Genomic DNA, 17215 nt, shown 5'->3' on the forward strand with positions numbered 1-17215 from the left:
GATGCGTACCAAGGCGTTCACAGTGGCGCTTACAAAAAACGTTGCTCATGATCAGGATCAGGCAAAAGGCACGTGTCGTATTTTCCGAAGAGCCAATAGCGATTCAACGGTTGACTCTACAACCAAAGCGGTCAGCCAAGCTGTCAGGGTGTTCGCCCGAGAGGCTTGGCATTCCGGTTATCAGATATGGTCACGTGACTATGGGTCAGTCGACCCGTGTTAGCGTGACGTCATACGGCTTCCCCTGTTTACTGAGCGGTCGCTTGCGCTGCTTCAATGATCAGCGCTGCAACTTTCTCCGGGTTGGACGTCATCACCACATGGGAGGCTCCCTGGACGGTGACAGTTTTTTTCGAGCCGGCTCGCTCGGCCATGAACTTCAGCGCGGCCTCGGGAATGTTCTTGTCCGCCGAACCGTAGATGAACCAGGACGGTAGTTTCTTCCAGGCCGGGTCGCCAGACGCCTCGGTCAATGCAAACTCGCTGATCGGACGTTGGGTTGCGGCCATCAGCGCGGACTCGGCAGCAGGAACGTCAGCGGCAAACTGCTGACCGAATTTGTCCTGCAGGATGTAGAGATCCTTATTGCCATCGTCCAGCAGCACCGGAGCTGCCAAGGTCGGGCCAAGGGTGCCGCCAGGGTAGCGACCGGACAGCTCGATGGCTGTTTCGCCTTTGTCCGGTGCGAAGGCTGCGACGTAAACAAGCGCCTTGATCCTGGCGTTGTCGTGGCCTGCGTTGGATATCACGGCCCCGCCGTAGGAGTGACCCACGAGGATCACCGGACCGGCGGTTTGCTCGACGATGTCGGCAACATAATCCGCGTCATTCTTCACTCCGCGCAGCGGGTTTGCTGCGGCAATGACTGGGTAACCCTGACTCAACAACTGAGCGGCAACGCCATTCCAGCTGGACGATTCGGCGAATGCGCCATGCACAAGCACTACGGTGGGCTTGGCGGTTGTGGCTTGCGCGGCGGCTAAACTATTAAGTGATGCCAGAGCCAATGCAGTGGTGATGGTGGTGGTCAAGAAGGACTTGAAATTGCGCATGATGATTTCCTTTCGTGGATTGGGTTGGTAACGCTGCTTTAGGGGTAACGCTCATGCGCGGCCCATGGTTATGGGGCGTTGATTGGCTTGCAGCCACCTGGGCAGTACATGAGGAGGATGGGGCCGGGGTGCGATGGACTTACTTCTGCAGGAAGTCCAACAGATCCTGATTAAGGCGCTGCTTGTGAGTGTCGGTGAGCCCGTGTGGTGCACCGGGATATACAATCAGTTCGGCTCCCTTGATCAGTGCTGCCGAGGTCTTGGCTGAGGTATCCACAGGCACGATCTGGTCGTCGCCACCGTGGATTACCAAGGTAGGCACATCGAACTCCCGTAGATCCTCACGGAAATCGGTAGCCGAGAATGCTGCGATGGAGTCGTAAGTGTTCTTGTGGCCAGCCTGCATACCCTGGACCCAGAACGACTGAATCAAGCCCTGAGACGGGGTGGCGCCTTCACGGTTGAAACCGAAGAAAGGGCCGGAAGCGATATCGAGGTAGAGCTGCGAGCGATTTTCCAGTGAGGCCTTGCGCAGGTCATCGAACACTTTTATCGGCAGGCCGTTGGGGTTGCTTTCGGTCTGTAACATCAGCGGTGGAACGGCTGCCACCAGAACCGCTTTCTTGACGCGACGGGTGCCGTGGCGGCCGATGTAGCGAGCCACTTCTCCGCCACCGGTGGAGAAGCCGACCAGGGTGACGTCTTTCAGGTTCAGTGCTTCAAGTACGGCTGCCAGATCGTCGGCGTAGTGATCCATGTCGTTGCCTTCCCAGGGTTGGCTGGAACGGCCGTGGCCACGACGGTCATGGGCGACAACGCGGTAGCCTTTGTCAGCGAGGAACAGCATCTGCGCCTCCCAGCTGTCCGAGTTCAGCGGCCAGCCGTGGCTGAATACGACCACCTGGCCGTCTCGTGGCCCCCAGTCCTTGTAATAGAGCTGCACGCCGTCTTTGGTCGTGACGTAGCTCGCAGACTGGATGCCGACAGCGGATGCGCGGGTGCCAGTTTTATTGGGCTGCGAGCCCTCGGCGGAAAGAGTAGCGAGAGCCAGGGTTGCCAATGCCAGAGTGCGATTCAGGGTGTTCATCGTATATCTCCAAGAGAGTCGGGTGACCTGTCACGACCGGTACTGATCGTGTCTTGGAGAGTAAGGAGGGACAGAGGGCCCGAGAACTGCCGTAACCCTGATAGCTGCCATAGCCCGGGCCGATGGCTTCGAGAACGGCTAAATCTCAGGTGATCCTCTTAGGCGGTCTATCCATCACAGCGCGTTCAACTTGGCTCCAGTTGGGCGCTTAGATAGAGCTGTCGGCGCAGCCATTGGTGGCCGGCATCCTTATGGGTACGAGCATGCCATGCCAACACCAGACGCAGTGCAGATAACCCGAGCGGAGGTTCGAAGAGGTCCAGCCGATCAGAGTATTGGCTCAGGAAGCGAGAGGGCAGCGTGCACACCGCATCCGTAGTGGAAAGAACCAGGGGAACGTGGGAGTAGTTTTGAACCGAGTACATCACATTGCGCGAGTAACCTTGCTCGAGGAGTGCCTCATCTACCATGCCTGCGAAACGCCCCCCTTGCGTAGAGACAAGGATGTGGTTGAGGGAGCAGAAGCTTTCAATATCCAAAGGCCCGGTGCCGCGGGGGTGCCCCTTGCGTTGCGCAGTTCGAAACCCGTCTTCCCAAAGCGGGCGCTGCATGAGGTCTCCAGGCAGGCCATCCGGCACGGTGATCAATAGATCGATCTGTCCTTGCTCAAGCTTCTCGTACACATCGCGTGGCGGATAAATACAGGCCAAACGCGCATTGGGAGCCTCACGTGCAAAATTCGCACAGAGCTCGGGAATGAGTACCGCAGCAGGGGTTTCGAAAAGGGCGACGACAAAGGTGCGGGTAGTGGTGGCTGGATCAAACAGCTCAGGCTGGCTGACCAGTCGCTTGAGCCCCTCAAGTACATGCAGCAGCTCCTGCTCCAGAGCCTCTGCACGAGGGGTTGGGACAACACCTCGGCCGTTTGCCGCCGGGACGAACAAGGGGTCCTCCAGGATGTCGCGCAGACGCACCAGGCGCGCTGATAAGGCGGGTTGGCTGATGCCTAACTGGACCGCCGCTCGTGTGACGTTGCGCTCTTCAAGCAGCGCTTTTAGTGCAAGTAGCAGCGATCCATCGATTTGCGTGTAATTCATCACCATTCCTCGGTCAGCGCTATCAAGCAAGCCTGCTTGTTGGGAATGAAAACAGACAAAGTACCGAGTTGTATAGCCTCTGGCCCCGCCGTAACCGGGGAGCCATTCGCACTGTATTTCGTCCTGGATTAGTTGCGGCCCAGGCCTGACGCATTAGTCGCGATTGCGGTATTGGGCGGGTACCCACTCATACCTGCCGGCTTCGCGTCGGATGTGACCTATCCCCGGAAAGGGTAAGTGAGCGACCGCTGACAAACGCTGTTCACTCGCGGCGGTCTCGAATTGTTCTAGCCGCTGGGCGCGAGCAGCGTTCTGGTTGACGTCGAAGGTGATAGTCACCTCTGGGCGCGAGAACTGGATGAGGCCGACGTGCATGATGTCGCCCCAGAAATCGATACTCTCGCCTTCGCTAACGACCCGAAAGAAGCTGTGGCCCGGGGTATGTCCCGGCGTGGGAATGGCGGTGATACCCGGAAGGATTTCTGATTGGGCGGCGAAGGGCTTCAGCTTGCCTGCACGCTGGTAGGGGCCAACTGTCTTCAACGCTTCTTCCAGATGCGCCGGTTTCAGCCCCTTTTCCAGGTTGGCGCGATCCAGAAAGAAGTCGACATCGGCTTGGCCGACGTGGATGGTCGCATTGGGAAACATCATTTGCCCGCTGCGTACCAGGCCGCCGGAGTGATCGGTATGGATGTGGGTAATCAGCACATCGCTGATCTGTGCCGGCTCGTAACCCGCGGCAGCCAGGCTTTCGGGTAGCTTTCCGCCAACGCTACCGAACAGCTCACCAGCGCCGGTATCGACCAGCACCACGTGTGAGCCCGTATCGACGAGGTAGGCATTGATCGACGTTTCCAGCGGGTTGCGAGTAAATCCGCGTTGCAGCAGTGCGTCGATCTGCTTTGGACTGATGCCTCTAAGCAGCGGATGCAGATCCAGTGGCAGCGTCCCGTCGCTCAGGGCGATGATGCGGAACTTGCCGAGGTTGAAGGCGTAAACTCCTGCGAGTGCGGGTTTATGTGTCGATGCAGCACCTACGGTCGATGTCTGTGGTGCTGGCCCAGCAGTGGAAGGCAGCGAATAGGTTGCACCTGTGAACAGGGCGGCTGTCAGTATGGTCGCGAGATAGAACCGCGCGTGGTTACGCATGATGAGTACCTAGGCTAGTGCGACCATGGGTGATCGCTGGAACAAAGGTAGATAAAGCGCGTTGCGTAATGAACTGTGCTCGCCCTTATACGAGCCATCGCTATGGCTGATGGCTTTAGTTACAGGGGCCTGGATGCCGTGCAATCGCGTCAACCTCGATCAGGTAGCCATGATGCAGTGCCGGTACCGGCACCACGGCGCGAGCCGGGCGATGCTCGCCCAGGCAGCAGGCATAACGCTTATCCAGTACTGGCCAATGTTCAATGCCGACGATGTACAGGGTCACCTTCAGCAGATCGTCGGGCAGGCAGCCTGCCTGTGTCAGGATCGCCAGTAAATTATCGAGAGCGATTGAGGCCTGAACATCAAAACTCTGGTCGGCGCTATGGCTGCCATCCGCACGTACCGGCAGTTGCCCGGATATATACAGCAGGCCCTGATAGCTCACTGCCTGAGCATAATGACCACCAGGAGCTGCTGCGGCAGCGGTGTGTATACGCGCGATGAGCGCTGCGTCTTTACCAGCCATGCAGGCGACTCCAGGTGTGTACCCCACCGTCGATGTCGCAGGCATGGTAGTGAGGGAACTGCGCGCCAGTTGCGCAGGCGTGGTTGGGCAGGATGCGCAGGCGACTGCCGATTGGAAATTGGGCAACCAGGTCCCGCCCTTGTTCAGGCTCGAAGGTAATAATGCCGTGCTCCTGATTGGCACCGCTGAGCAGCGCTCCCTCAATCCAGTTGCCATCGGCCGTGCAAACCTGGCCGTAGGCGAAGTCCCGGTGTTGTTTCTGGGTGCCGCGGTCACGGCTCATGGCCATCCAGCCTGAGTCGGTGAGTAACCAGCCTTTTTCGACCTGATGTCCGATTACCGTGGTAAGTACGCTCAGCGCCAGGTCTTCTGGCTGGCACACGCCAATGTTGTGCATCACCAGATCGAAGAACACGTACACGCCAGCCCGCACTTCGGTGACTCCTTCCAGGCTCAGTGCCGACAGCGCTGTTGGCGTCGAGCCGACGCTAACCTGCGGGCATGGCAGGCCGGCAGCGCGAATCGTTTGCGCAGCGGCGACACAGGTGGCGCGCTCCTGTTCGGCCATGGCCTGCAAGGCTTGCAGGTTATCCAGCTCATAGCTGGACCCGGCGTGGGTCATTACGCCGACGAGTTGCATGCTTCCGGCACACAGCACCTGGGCGACTTGCAGTAATGCCGGATCCTCGACCTTGAGCCCGGAACGATGGCCGTCGCTGTCGATTTCAATCCATACCTCGAAGCATTCATCGTGCTGTTGGCCGAAGGCGACGATGGCCTGCGCTCCAGCCACGCTGTCGGTAATGATGCTCAAACGGCAGCCCTTGCGTCTGAGCGTCAGTACCTGGAGCAACTTTCCAGGTGTCATTGCAACGGCGTACAGCACGTCGGCGACGCCGTCGGCGAAGCAGTACTCGGCTTCCTTCAGGGTGGAGACCGTGACCCCGGCAGCGCCGGCGGCTATCTGCGCACGCAGAACCGGCAGACATTTGCTGGTTTTCACGTGGGGGCGCAGGCGCACCTCCAGGCTGTCCATGCGCAACTGCATACGTACTATGTTGCGGTGCATACGGGCCATGTCTATGAGGGCGGCCGGTGTATCGAGGGCAAGCAGGGTGGCTGACATGATCGGTAGTCCGGTGGTGGTTGTGATGCTGACTCTACGCAGCAATCGTGAAGCTGTGGTTCAATCAGGCGTCATCTATCTTTAAGTGAATCTGAATGATCGCTATCGAAGATCTGCGTTTGGCGGTAACCCTGGCGCGCTCTGAATCTCTGAGTGCGGCTGCCAGAACACTGAATGTGTCGCCACCGGCCCTGTCCATGCGCCTGCGTAAACTCGAGGCACTGCTCGGCACAACCCTGGCCAATCGCGATGCCCGGCGCCTGAGCTTGACCGCTGAAGGCGAACGTTTTGCGCGGGAAAGTGCATTGTTGCTGGAGCAACTGGAGGCGCTGCCGGAGTCCTTCAAACAGCACGACGATCAACTGGTCGGCACCCTGCGCCTGGCGGCCCCCTTTGGTTATGGACGGCAGCGGTTGGCTCCGTTGCTGGCGCGCTTCGCCAAACTGCATCCGCAGTTGCGCCTGCACCTGGATCTACGTGAAACGCCCTGGCCGGATCGTCACGACAGCGATGCGGTGATCCATATCGGTCGCGTCAACGACAGTTCATGGGTTGCGCGACCTCTGGCCCAGAACGAGCGTTGGTTATGCGCCAGCCCCGACTATCTGAGCCGCCACGGCACGCCACACGCGCCGGATGAGTTGGCTGGGCATCGCTGCGTCTGCATCCGTGAGAACGAGGAAGACGTCACCTTGTGGCACCTGCGCAAGCGTTCGGCGCGGCACACTGTGCGCATCGAACCGGCGCTGTTGAGCAACGATGGTGGCGTTGCCCGGCGCTGGGCCGAGCAGGGGTTAGGGTTGGTACTGCGGTCGCAGTGGGACGTAACGGATGCGATTGCCAAAGGCACTCTGGTCCGTGTGTTGGAGGACTGGCAATTCGACAGCGCGCCCATCACCTTGCTGGTGCCCTCGCGGAAAAACCGCAGCAGCCGTATTCAGGCGCTGATCGGTTTTCTGGAAACGTCGCTGATGGCGGCAGCCGGCAACGAAACACGCTCATCCAAATAGGCCTCCAGCGCTGCGGCCAGCGCGTCGAAGGCCTGCTGGATGCGCGGTATGCGCCTCAAGTCGCGATGCGTGGCAATCCATACATCCACGGCAAAATCCAGCGCATCGGGCAGCACGCGGGTCAGCCCGTCGCGCGCCGCCAACTGGCTCGGGCACACCCCTATACCGATGCCTGCGCGCAGGGCGGCCTGTAGAGCGAGGTGATTGTCGCTGCGCAGTTGGAAGTGCTGCTGCGCAAAGGGAAAGCCCCGCGCGCTGAGGGTCTGGATGTCGGCGAGGTTGCGGTCGGGGCCGATCATGGGCAGGCGCGCCAAGCTTTCCAGACTGGTGGGTGTGCCATACCGATCAAGCAACTCCTGGGTCGCGTACAGCCCAATCTGCAAGGCACCAACACGCCGGGTTATCACGTCTGCCTCTGTGGGGCGGTGAGTGCGAATGGCAATGTCCGCTTCCTGGCGGGCCAGGGCTTCAAGACGGTTGTTGACGCTCAGTTCAAAGGCCAGCTGAGGATGGGCACGGCCGATGGGTTGCAGCAACTGCGGCAGCACTTCGATGCCCAGCAAGTCGCTGCTGGTGATTCGCACCGTCCCTCCACCGGCTATCGCTTCGGCTGAAGCTGCGCGGTTGAAGGCTTCGGCGGCCAGCGCCATGCTCTCCACATGGGCGATCAGCTCACGGGCTGTTTCCGTGGGAATCAAGCCTGCGGGGGAGCGGGTAAACAGATTGACACCCACGCTGCTTTCCAGTGCCTCAATGCGACGGCGCGCCGTGGCCTGGGCGATACCCAGCATGCGCGCGGCACCGGACAAGCTTCCAGTGCGCAGAACTGCGAGGAATGCGCGCTGATTTTCCCAATGCAGGGTGAGTGGGCTCATACATTTCCTACTAGCGGCACAGCAACTTTAGGGAGTTGGTTTCACCCCGCGCCAACGTCATGCTGCACGGCAACAGTGGCTAACGCATACAAAAGGGGGATTGCATGAAGATTACGGGTGGATGCCATTGTGGCGCGGTGAGCTACGTTGTTGCTACGGATAACTTGCCACCGAGCTATGCCTGCCATTGTCTGGATTGCCAGACAACCAGCGGCAGTGCGTTTGGCTTGCACGCACTATTGCCCGAGGATGCTCTGCAGATCACTGGCGAGTTAAGCGACTACCGCTACGAAGGCGCGCACCCGGCCAGCCATCATCGGCTCTGCGCCCATTGCCATACGCGCATCTACAACACCACCAGCGCGGCTCCCGGTATGCTGGTATTACGCGCCGGGACCCTGCACAACAGTGCTGCAATCAAGCCCATTGCGCACATTTGGGTGAAGCGAAGGCAGCCCTGGCTGCAGCTGGCCGAGGGTACCCCGAGCTGGCCGGAAAGCCCGACACCAGAGGCCTTCGCCCAGGCGCTGCAAGCACGTCCGGTGTAGTTCCTGACGTTATCCCAAGCAGAAAGCGGCCAGTGCAAAGCCGAGCAGCCGAACTAAAAGCTGGCTGAAGTCAGGATGGACAGTTGCACTTCCTACTACGAGGATCCCACCATGCGCAACTACACCCTGGAATACCTGTTCAACGGCGAACCACGCGCGCACATGTTCGAACTCGAGCAACCTCAACTGCCTGTCCATGAGGCGGCGATGCACCTGCTACAGCTGCATTTTGGGGATGGTGAGAACAGCCTGATCATGCCCACTGCGGACGCGACGCCGGCGGAGATTTTAGAGCAGGCTGAGCGGGTAGGGCTGACGCAGATAAAAGTCGTCGATTAACCCGGTTGATGCGAGGTGCTGCAGCCAGCAACGCGCGCCTCGGCATAATTGAAGGACTGCTGTTGGCTGTGGATTCAACCGGTCATGACAGGCAGAAATCGGCCACATTAAATAATTCACCCAAGGCCTCGGTCAGGTAAGCTCACCTCCAGCCACCATGGAGGGTATTGATGCATTCACTGACCAACGAGCAAGTACTGGCGATCGCCAAAGGAAACGTCATCAACCAGCAATTGCTGACGCTCCTGCCGACGCTGGAAGTCCCTCACTGCATGCTGACAGCGGGATGTCTGTTCCAGACCTTCTGGAATCATCAAGCAGGACAGCCTGCCGAATGGCAGACAGAAGTCTGACCATCCACTGCGACGGTCTAGGCCAGACCGTCGCTATCGACTCAATTAGTACCTCCAAAAGACTGGTGTGAGCAGCACCAGCACCGTCAAAATTTCCAGCCTTCCCAAGAGCATGCCGACCGTCAGCAGCCATTTTGCCGCATCCGGCAAGGTCGAGAAGTTGCCTGCTGGACCAATGATCGTCCCCAGTCCGGGACCCACGTTGCAAACTGCGGTGGCAGCACCGCTTAAGGCTGTCGTCCAATCAAGACCGATCAGCGCCAACCCCAGGGCAATGCCACCGATGGTGATGGTGAAAAAGAATGAAAAGGTCAGCAGTGAACGTGCGATGTCTTCGTCAATGGGATGGCCGTTGTATTTTTTCCGAATCACCGCACGAGGATGAATCAGTTGTTTCAGGCTGCCCATCAGCAAGGAGGAGGCGACCTGAAAGCGGAATATTTTAAGCCCTCCCGCCGTAGACCCAGAGCAGCCGCCGACGAAGGTCAAATAGAAAAACAGCAAAACAGAAAAGCTGCCCCATAAGGTGTAATCCCCGAGGGCTAAACCCGTGGTCGTGACCACCGAGGTTACATTGACGGCCACGATACGAAACGCTTCCCACCAGCTGTAGTCACTGTTAATGCACAACCACGTACCAAATAGCAGCCAGGTAATCACCAGAAACCCAATGAACCCTCGCACCTGATGGTCTTTTAATAACGCACTTTTGTTGCCCCGTAGTGTGGCGACATACAAGGTGAAAGGCAGGCTGCCGAGAATCATGACGACCACGGATACCCAATGAATAGCCGGTTGAGGCCAGTGCGCCAGGGATGCATCCGAGGTTGAAAAGCCGCCCGTTGAAATAAATGACATCGCATGATTGATCGCTTCGAAAGGCGTCATTCCCGCTACCCATAGCGCCAGAGCGGACACCCCGGTCAGCCCGAGGTAGAGCACCAGAATATACTTCGCCGCGACGTGAGAGCGTGGTGTGACTTTCTCTGACCAGTCTGAAGATTCTGTCTGAAACAAACGCATGCCGCCGACTCGCAACAAAGGCAAAATCGCCACGGCCATGCCGATAAAACCAATTCCGCCGAGCCAGTGCAGCATCGAGCGCCAAATCAGTAATCCTGGTGACGCGGTATCCAGCCCCGTCAAAATCGTCGAGCCGGTAGTGGTGATGCCGGACATCGTTTCAAAAAACGCATCGGTGTAGCTGATGTGATGGATGAGCACCATCGGCAAAGCCGCAAAGGCGCAGACGACAACCCAACTGGTCGTGGTCAACAGGTACATATCTCGTGGACGAAGTTGGGCAACCTCTGGACGCCCGCGAATAATCAGCGCCAGTCCACAGACGAAAGTGATCAGGCTCGACCAGAGAAACGCCGACAGATCATCACTGCGCTCATAAACCACCAGTGTAAACATGGGAATAACCATGCTCACGGCCAACGTGATCAAAAAAATACCCAGAATAAATCCGATAAGCCGCAGTACTGCAATGGACATAAAAGAACGCCTGGCTGATGAGCACCGCACAGTATCAATTGAGTCAACATGGCTACCCGTAAAGTTTACGTAAAATTCCCCGGTGGAGCTGAGTCCATCTGATCGGCATTAGCCATTTGCGCGAATGCTTAGCCAAAGCGTGGACCTGCGGAGGCTATCCTGCCGGGTTCTACCCGACAGATTCGTAATTGTATCGCCCGTTACCATCTGACATTAACGCGTTACTAATGCTTAAGCCAAAATCCTGACAGGTCGTTTCTATCCTAAAATCTATAGCTGATGGCCATGTTCCAGGAGTGGGAAATGACTGCTTTTGACTGATGGCTGTCTGTGAGGTGAACCGGACTGGTTAACCGAATTCATCTCGACATGACTGTCGACGGACCCTTGGTCCTTTGCTCAACGAAATCGAACTTATTTTCCCGTTGCTCTTCCACCTGGAGGCACGAATCCGGGCGGCACCTTGAGCCACGGGAAGCCCTGCAACGCCATGTCATAACCGGTGTCGTAGAGCTTGCGCATGTACTCGTTGTCGAACTCTTCCTTGTGGGGGAAGTTGAAGCTCGCCGGTATGAATCCGAGGTTGAAGTCCACACCGTCGCGCTGGGTGGTGGCATAGATCCGGTAGAGGTCGCCGATGCCTTGGCTGTGGATCAACGAGGCGATCGCGCGCCCAGCGATGCTCATGGTGCTGCGCTCGACATCCGCCCAGTCCGGATCGAGTCGCGCGTTGCGTATCACGTAGAGTTTACGCTCGCGGGTGAATCCTGCTTTTGCCGCCTCCTCGTTGATACGGATCCCGGCCGGATAAGCGAAGACCTGCGCCATGATGCCCCCGTCTACGTGCATTTCCTGATAGGTTTTACCGTCGACCTCCACATCGATCATCATTGGCGGAAATCCTCCCGGAATCGAGGCGGATGCGATCATGATTTTCACGAAAAGGTCCAATGCCTCAGGACCACCATAGGTCGCGATTTTCCCCATGTCCCAGATAATCGGGCGTCGCGCATCGAGGTCAGCGGTGGCGATCAACAGAAAGCGGCCCTTCGCGTACTCGGCGGCGATCTCCTTGAGCGTATCCTCGGTCACCGATTTGCGCGTCAGCTTCAACAGCGGTGCATTGTCCGACATCGCATCGCTCAAGACGCCTGAGATAAAGCTGCGCGGCACAAGGACGTCTTTCGGCGATAAGGTGGTATAGACCCTCTTCAGCGTCGCGTCGTATTTCGGCCCAAGAAAGGCGAAAGGTGCAATCAGCGCGCCCGTGCTGATGCCGGTAACGAGTTTGAATTCAGGACGCTTTCCTGTAGCCGTCCAGCCATTCAACAATCCCGCGGTGAACGCGCCGTTGTCACCGCCGCCCGAAATGGCCAGAAATACTGCTGGCGGCAAAGGTCCCTTGTGCCCCTGCTTCACAAGGTAGGCCTCTTCCCGCTGCAGCGCTTCAAGTGCGACTCGGCTCAGCTCTGTCATGTCTCCACCGGCGACATAACGCACCCCGGTCATTCCCGGGATCTGCGCTCTCGCCGTCAACTCGGACGGCACCGCGTCCAGGCGAGGCGGCGCCCAGGCGCAGCCTTGCATCAGTACCAACAGCGCCACAATCAGACTGGTGATTTTCATAGTCATCTATCACTCGAAAAATTTTCGATTCGCCTGCCCGTGGCGTCATTGCATCTGCGTCCTGATCGCTTGCAATAGATAGAACGATAGCATCGCTGCGCCGCGTCGTTATTGCGCAACCTCCGGATCGAGCGCCCGGCACCCGGGCCTGGAACGGCTGCCATCGCTGAACTAGGCTTTGCTGTGTTCTTCTGGATGCATGGTCTTGGCCATAATTAGACGAAAACAACGTGTGGAGCACTGATCATGTTGGGCGCGCGCGATCTGGCGCTGCGTCCGTCCCTGGAGCGCCCAATGCCGCCCATGACCACGCGCCTGGTGGCGCTGTTTGTTCTATGCCTGACGCTTGAAGTGCCGGCCCAGAGCAACGCCTGCCCAACTGGCGAGAAACAAGTGTGTCTGGACGGCTGTATCTGCCTGCCAGATGTAGGGCAGGTGCTCGGTCCCCTGCCTGATGGCATCTACCAGATCGCAGCACCTGCCCTGGCGCTGTGGCTGACCCAAGCCCGCGCTGAAGCCAGCACCGGCAGCCAACCCATTGCGCCGCACATCCGCGAGCAACTGCTGCGCTGGTACGACCCCAGCGTCCTCGATGCCGCGCGCTACAAAGTTAGCGACAACGGCCAATTCAACGCCGCCACTGCCATGCTGCAAAACCCCGATGTCGGTGCCGTGACGCTGATCGACATCATCCTCTTCCGGGACGCTCAAACCGCAGAACAGAACATCGCGCTCTGGGCGCACGAACTAAAGCATGTGCAGCAGTATCAGGAATGGGGGGTAGAAGGATTTGCCCAGCGCTATACACAAGACTTCAATGCTGTGGAGGCGCCGGCTTATGCCATACAGGCTGAGGTCAGGCGGGTCGTGCGGGAAGGGGCTTACTGAAAAGCTCCCGGTCACGATGGTTCTTAATCAGTTTCGAAATTCGCCCCACTGTTGAGCAGAAGGTGAGCGTTCGCCGGCCAATCTTGTCGCTCATGAGTCCGATCATCGGCTGGCCGAATAACGCCCGGTCCGGGTGCTCACATCGACCCACACGGCTAACACCAGAATGCTGCCTTTGACAATCATCTGCCAGTAGCTGTCTACGTCGAGCATGGACATGCCGTTGTCCAGACTGGTGATGACCAACGCGCCGAGAAGGGCGCCGTAGACCGTGCCGGAGCCGCCGCGCATGGAGGTACCGCCGATGAAGCAGGCGGCGATGGCGTCGAGTTCGCCCATGCTGCCAGCCGAGGGTGAGCCGGCGGCAAGGCGGGCGGTGTTGACCACGCCGGCGAGGGCGCACATCACGCCCATGATGCCGAAAATCCACAGCTTCACGGCCTGTACGTTGATCCCGGACAGGCGCGTGGCTTCCATGTTGCTACCCACTGAATAAACGCGTCTTCCGAAGACGGTCTGGCTGGTCACGTAGCTGAACACGCCCAGTAGCATCAGCAGAAGCAGCACCGGAACCGGAATCCCGTCGTAGCTGTTGAGGGTATAGACGAACCCGGCCAGTACCGCGCCGATCAACACCACGCGCAATACGTCACGCATCATCGAGTGTGCCGCCAGGCCGTGGAGAGCACGATTGCGGCGTTGTTTCCAGGTCAGGAAAAGTGTCAGCGCAAACAGCAGCACGCCCAAACCGGTGCCTACCGCGTGCGGCAGATAACCCTGGCCAATGTAGACCAGCTCCGGCGATACCGGGGCGATGGTGGTGCCGCCGGTAATTCCCAGCAAGATGCCACGAAAGGCCAACATGCCGCCCAGCCCGACGATGAAAGAGGGGATCCGCAGGTAGGCGGTCATGTAGCCGTTGGCCAAACCGATCATCAATCCGCACAGGGCGACCAGGCTCAGGTTCGCCAACAGCGGTATGTGGTAGATCACGTCGAGAATCGCCGCCAGTCCACCCAGCAGGCCCAGCAATGAACCGACCGACAAATCGATCTCGCCGCTGATGATTACCAGCACCATGCCGCAGGCGAGAATCCCTGTGATGGACATCTGTCGCAGCAGGTTGGAGAGGTTGCGTGGGGTCAGAAATCCGCCCTCGGTCTGCCAACTGAAGAACAGCCAGATAATCGCCACAGCGATCACTAGCGCGAGCATTTTGTAGCGGGTGAAAAGCTGTTTGATCTGATTCATCTACACGGATTTCCGATCATTAGGGTGATGGCCAGCGGGTTGGCTGAGCGCGGCGGCGAGCACCTGTTCCTGGGTGAGTGCGTGGTTGATGAAGTCGCCGCGCAACTGGCCTTCGCCGATCACCAGGACGCGGTCGGAGACGCCGAGCACTTCGGCCAGCTCCGAGGACACCATGATGATCGACACACCTTCGGCCGCCAGCGCCCCCATCAACTTGTAGATTTCGTACTTGGCGCCGACATCCACACCTCGGGTGGGCTCATCGAGAATCAGCACCCGGGGTTTGGTCAACAGCATCTTCGCCAACACGGCTTTTTGTTGGTTGCCGCCAGAGAGGCTGGTGATCGGCAGGAACGGGCTCGCGGTTTTGATGTGCATGCGCGAGATTTCCCGCTCGATGCTACCCAGTTCGGCTTCGGCGTCGATGCGGGTCAGTTTTGAGTAATTGTCCAGCACGGCCAGGGTGATGTTCTGGCCGACCCCCAGATCCGGAATGATGCCCTGGCGCTTGCGGTCCTCGGGCACCATGCCCAGGCCGGCGCGGATTGAATTGCGCGGCGTGCGTGTGTCGATCAGTTGGCCGTCCAGCCAGACTTCGCCTTCGTGGCGACCGGGGTAAGCGCCGAACAGCGCCGACACCAGTTCCGTGCGTCCGGCGCCGACCAGCCCGGCGATGCCGAGGATTTCACCGCGTTTGAGGACAAATGAAATGTCGTCGACCCGTTTGCGTTTCGGGGTGTCGACGTCGTAGCAGGTGACGTGGCGCGCCTCGAAAATCACTTCACCAATGTCGTGGGGCTCGGTGGGGTAGAGGTTGCTCATTTCCCGTCCGACCATTTGGGTGATGATCTTTGGAATGTCCATGTCCGCCATGGCGGTCGTGGCAATGTGTTGGCCGTCACGGATCACCGAAATGGTGTCGCATACGGCGGCCACTTCATCAAGCTTGTGAGAGATGTAAACGCAGGCAACGCCCTTGGCCTTAAGGTCGCGGATGATATCCAGCAGCACCTCGATTTCCGAACGGGTCAGGGCCGATGAAGGCTCATCGAGGATCAGCAGGCGCGCTTGCTTGTTCAGTGCCTTGGCGATTTCCACCAGTTGCTGGTAGCCACCGCCGTACTGCGAAACCGGTAGCGATACGTTCATGTCCGGCACTTTCAGTTCACGCATCAGGGCTTCGGCGCGGTGGATCATCGCCGGGTAATTCATGCGCCCGCCGGGCAGCGTCAGCTCATGGCCCATGAAAATGTTTTCGGCCACTGACAGGTCGGGAACCAGGGTCAATTCCTGGTGAATGATGACGATACCGGCGGCCTCGGTTTCGCTGATCGATTGCGCCTTGAGGGGCTGGCCGTCCCAGAGGATTTCACCCTCCCAGGTACCATAGGGGTAGACCGCCGACAGGATTTTCATCAGCGTGGATTTACCGGCGCCGTTCTCGCCGCACAGTCCCACGCACTCACCAGGCTTGACCCTGATGTCGATGCCATTGAGGGCTTTGACACCGCCGAAGGTTTTGACGATACCGTTCATTTGCAGCAGGTAATCGGACATGGCGAGGGCTCACACAAAGGGCTCAAACATAAGCAACAGGCGGGAGGCAAACCCCGCGGGATCGGATTGGCTCGCCCCGCAGGATTGCACTCAAGCTTGCTCTGGAGTCTGTACCGCTCGATGGATCACTGGCCGGCAATCTGCGCCTTGGTGTAGAACCCGTCCTGTTCCAGCAGGTCGATGTTGTCCTTGGTCAACGGGGTCGGGGTGAGCAAGATGGTGTCGACTTTTTTACTGCCATTGTCGTACTGCGAGCTGTAGGTGGGTTTCTCGTTACGCGCCAGTTGCACTGACAGCTTGGCGGCTTCGGAGGCGATGAGTTTCAGCGGTTTGTAGACGGTCATGGTCTGAGTGCCATTGATCACTCGCTTGACCGCTGCCAGGTCTGCGTCCTGACCCGAGATTGGCACCTTGCCGGCCAATTTCTGCGCGGCCAGTGCCTGGATGGCACCGCCTGCAGTGGCGTCGTTGGAGGCGACGATGCCATCAATCTTGTTGTCGTTTCGGGTCAGGGCATTTTCGACAATGCTCAGCGCTTCGGTGGGGTTCCATTCCTTCACCCACTGTTGGCCGACGATTTTGATATCACCCTTGTCGATCGCCGGTTGCAGCACTTTCATCTGACCTTCGCGCAGGACCTTTGCGTTGTTGTCGGTCGGCGCGCCACCGAGCAAAAAGTAGTTGCCCTTGGGCGCTGCTTGCAGCACGCCGCTGGCCTGCATCTCGCCGACCTTTTCGTTATCGAAGGAAATGTAGGCGTCGATATCGGCGTTGAGAATCAGGCGATCATAGGACACGACCTTGATCCCGGCCTTCTTGGCTTCGGCGACGGCATTGGTCAGTACGGTGGCGTTGAATGGCACGATGACGATCACATCGACGCCACGGGAGATGAGGTTTTCGATTTGCGAAATCTGCTTTTGCTCGTTGGCATCGGCCGATTGCACGAAGACCTTGGCGTCCATTTTTTCCGCCGCCGCGACGAAGTAATCCCGGTCACGTGACCAGCGTTCCAGCCGCAGGTCATCAATGGAGAAACCGATTTTCGGGTGGGCAGAATCGGCCATGACGGAAAGTGATAGCAGAGACAGGGCGCCGGCGAATAGTGTGCGTTTTAGTTTCTTCATGATGGTGCGTCCTTTTATTGTTGTTTGAAAGACACTGCCTGACGATGAGTATCGTGCCGGTAGAACTGTAGAGAGTCGGCAGGTGCCGCGGGCATAGATTT

At 58.6% G+C, this 17215-nt stretch carries 17 protein-coding genes and 1 pseudogene; 5 read left to right on the forward strand and 13 right to left on the reverse strand.

Annotated elements, in window-relative coordinates; genetic code table 11:
• Nucleotides 1–29 precede the first annotated feature (29 nt).
• The 7 genes and pseudogenes from PSH88_RS11690 to PSH88_RS11720 all read right to left on the reverse strand — a co-directional run.
• Nucleotides 30–107, reverse strand: a pseudogene (locus tag PSH88_RS11690) (thiol-disulfide oxidoreductase); the annotation flags it as partial.
• Nucleotides 108–248: 141 nt separating this feature from the next.
• On the reverse strand, nt 249–1052 hold the full coding sequence (locus PSH88_RS11695; RefSeq protein ID WP_305426321.1) for an alpha/beta fold hydrolase: 804 nt from the start codon (nt 1050–1052) through the stop codon (nt 249–251).
• A gap of 139 nt (nt 1053–1191) precedes the next feature.
• Nucleotides 1192–2139, reverse strand: a complete 948-nt coding sequence (locus PSH88_RS11700) for an alpha/beta fold hydrolase (RefSeq protein WP_305426322.1) — start codon at nt 2137–2139, stop codon at nt 1192–1194.
• Between the two features lie 185 nt (nt 2140–2324).
• Complete coding sequence (locus PSH88_RS11705; RefSeq protein ID WP_305426323.1) at nt 2325–3236, reverse strand: LysR family transcriptional regulator; 912 nt, start codon at nt 3234–3236, stop codon at nt 2325–2327.
• Between the two features lie 153 nt (nt 3237–3389).
• Nucleotides 3390–4385: an MBL fold metallo-hydrolase gene (locus PSH88_RS11710; RefSeq protein ID WP_305426324.1), complete on the reverse strand. Its 996-nt coding sequence runs from the start codon at nt 4383–4385 to the stop codon at nt 3390–3392.
• A gap of 115 nt (nt 4386–4500) precedes the next feature.
• Nucleotides 4501–4914 (reverse strand): RidA family protein, encoded by a 414-nt coding sequence (locus PSH88_RS11715; protein WP_305426325.1) that lies wholly within the window; start codon nt 4912–4914, stop codon nt 4501–4503.
• Nucleotides 4904–6040: a DSD1 family PLP-dependent enzyme gene (locus tag PSH88_RS11720; protein ID WP_305426326.1), complete on the reverse strand. Its 1137-nt coding sequence runs from the start codon at nt 6038–6040 to the stop codon at nt 4904–4906. Before PSH88_RS11720 ends, PSH88_RS11715 begins: the two co-directional genes overlap by 11 nt.
• Nucleotides 6041–6135: 95 nt before the next feature.
• On the opposite strand from PSH88_RS11720, the gene PSH88_RS11725 reads away from it, so the two are divergent.
• Complete coding sequence (locus PSH88_RS11725) at nt 6136–7050, forward strand: LysR family transcriptional regulator (protein ID WP_305426327.1); 915 nt, start codon at nt 6136–6138, stop codon at nt 7048–7050.
• On the opposite strand, the gene PSH88_RS11730 is transcribed toward PSH88_RS11725, so the two are convergent.
• Nucleotides 6978–7925 (reverse strand): LysR family transcriptional regulator, encoded by a 948-nt coding sequence (locus PSH88_RS11730; RefSeq protein ID WP_305426328.1) that lies wholly within the window; start codon nt 7923–7925, stop codon nt 6978–6980. The two genes, PSH88_RS11725 and PSH88_RS11730, sit on opposite strands and share 73 nt — an antisense overlap.
• Before the next feature lie 104 nt (nt 7926–8029).
• Here PSH88_RS11730 and PSH88_RS11735 point away from each other — a divergent pair, with 104 nt between their 5' ends.
• From PSH88_RS11735 to PSH88_RS11745, 3 genes are all read left to right on the forward strand, one after another.
• Nucleotides 8030–8473 (forward strand): GFA family protein, encoded by a 444-nt coding sequence (locus PSH88_RS11735; protein WP_305426329.1) that lies wholly within the window; start codon nt 8030–8032, stop codon nt 8471–8473.
• Between the two features lie 111 nt (nt 8474–8584).
• A complete protein-coding gene (locus PSH88_RS11740) occupies nt 8585–8812 on the forward strand; it encodes a hypothetical protein (protein ID WP_305426330.1) in 228 nt (75 codons plus the stop codon).
• A gap of 170 nt (nt 8813–8982) precedes the next feature.
• Complete coding sequence (locus tag PSH88_RS11745) at nt 8983–9165, forward strand: hypothetical protein (RefSeq protein WP_305426331.1); 183 nt, start codon at nt 8983–8985, stop codon at nt 9163–9165.
• A 45-nt stretch (nt 9166–9210) separates the two neighbouring features.
• On the opposite strand, the gene PSH88_RS11750 is transcribed toward PSH88_RS11745, so the two are convergent.
• Together PSH88_RS11750 and PSH88_RS11755 are read right to left on the reverse strand one after the other, a co-directional pair.
• Nucleotides 9211–10665, reverse strand: coding sequence for a TrkH family potassium uptake protein (locus tag PSH88_RS11750; protein ID WP_305426332.1), 1455 nt, complete (start codon nt 10663–10665; stop codon nt 9211–9213).
• 414 nt (nt 10666–11079) lie between these two features.
• Entirely contained in the window at nt 11080–12291 is a 1212-nt protein-coding gene (locus PSH88_RS11755) for a patatin-like phospholipase family protein (RefSeq protein WP_305426333.1), read from the reverse strand.
• A 294-nt stretch (nt 12292–12585) separates the two neighbouring features.
• Here PSH88_RS11755 and PSH88_RS11760 point away from each other — a divergent pair, with 294 nt between their 5' ends.
• Nucleotides 12586–13179, forward strand: coding sequence for an eCIS core domain-containing protein (locus PSH88_RS11760; RefSeq protein WP_305426974.1), 594 nt, complete (start codon nt 12586–12588; stop codon nt 13177–13179).
• 102 nt (nt 13180–13281) lie between these two features.
• Here the strand turns inward: PSH88_RS11760 and PSH88_RS11765 are convergent, their stop codons facing one another.
• The 3 genes from PSH88_RS11765 to xylF form a co-directional block, all read right to left on the reverse strand.
• Nucleotides 13282–14430, reverse strand: a complete 1149-nt coding sequence (locus PSH88_RS11765; protein WP_305426334.1) for a sugar ABC transporter permease — start codon at nt 14428–14430, stop codon at nt 13282–13284.
• Nucleotides 14431–15987 (reverse strand): D-xylose ABC transporter ATP-binding protein, encoded by a 1557-nt coding sequence (xylG, locus tag PSH88_RS11770; protein WP_305426335.1) that lies wholly within the window; start codon nt 15985–15987, stop codon nt 14431–14433. It abuts the gene before it with no gap.
• A gap of 125 nt (nt 15988–16112) precedes the next feature.
• A complete protein-coding gene (gene xylF, locus PSH88_RS11775) occupies nt 16113–17114 on the reverse strand; it encodes a D-xylose ABC transporter substrate-binding protein (protein WP_052964704.1) in 1002 nt (333 codons plus the stop codon).
• Nucleotides 17115–17215 lie beyond the last annotated feature (101 nt).

The organism is Pseudomonas wuhanensis, from assembly GCF_030687395.1.
In the GTDB taxonomy this organism is placed as follows: domain Bacteria; phylum Pseudomonadota; class Gammaproteobacteria; order Pseudomonadales; family Pseudomonadaceae; genus Aquipseudomonas; species Aquipseudomonas wuhanensis.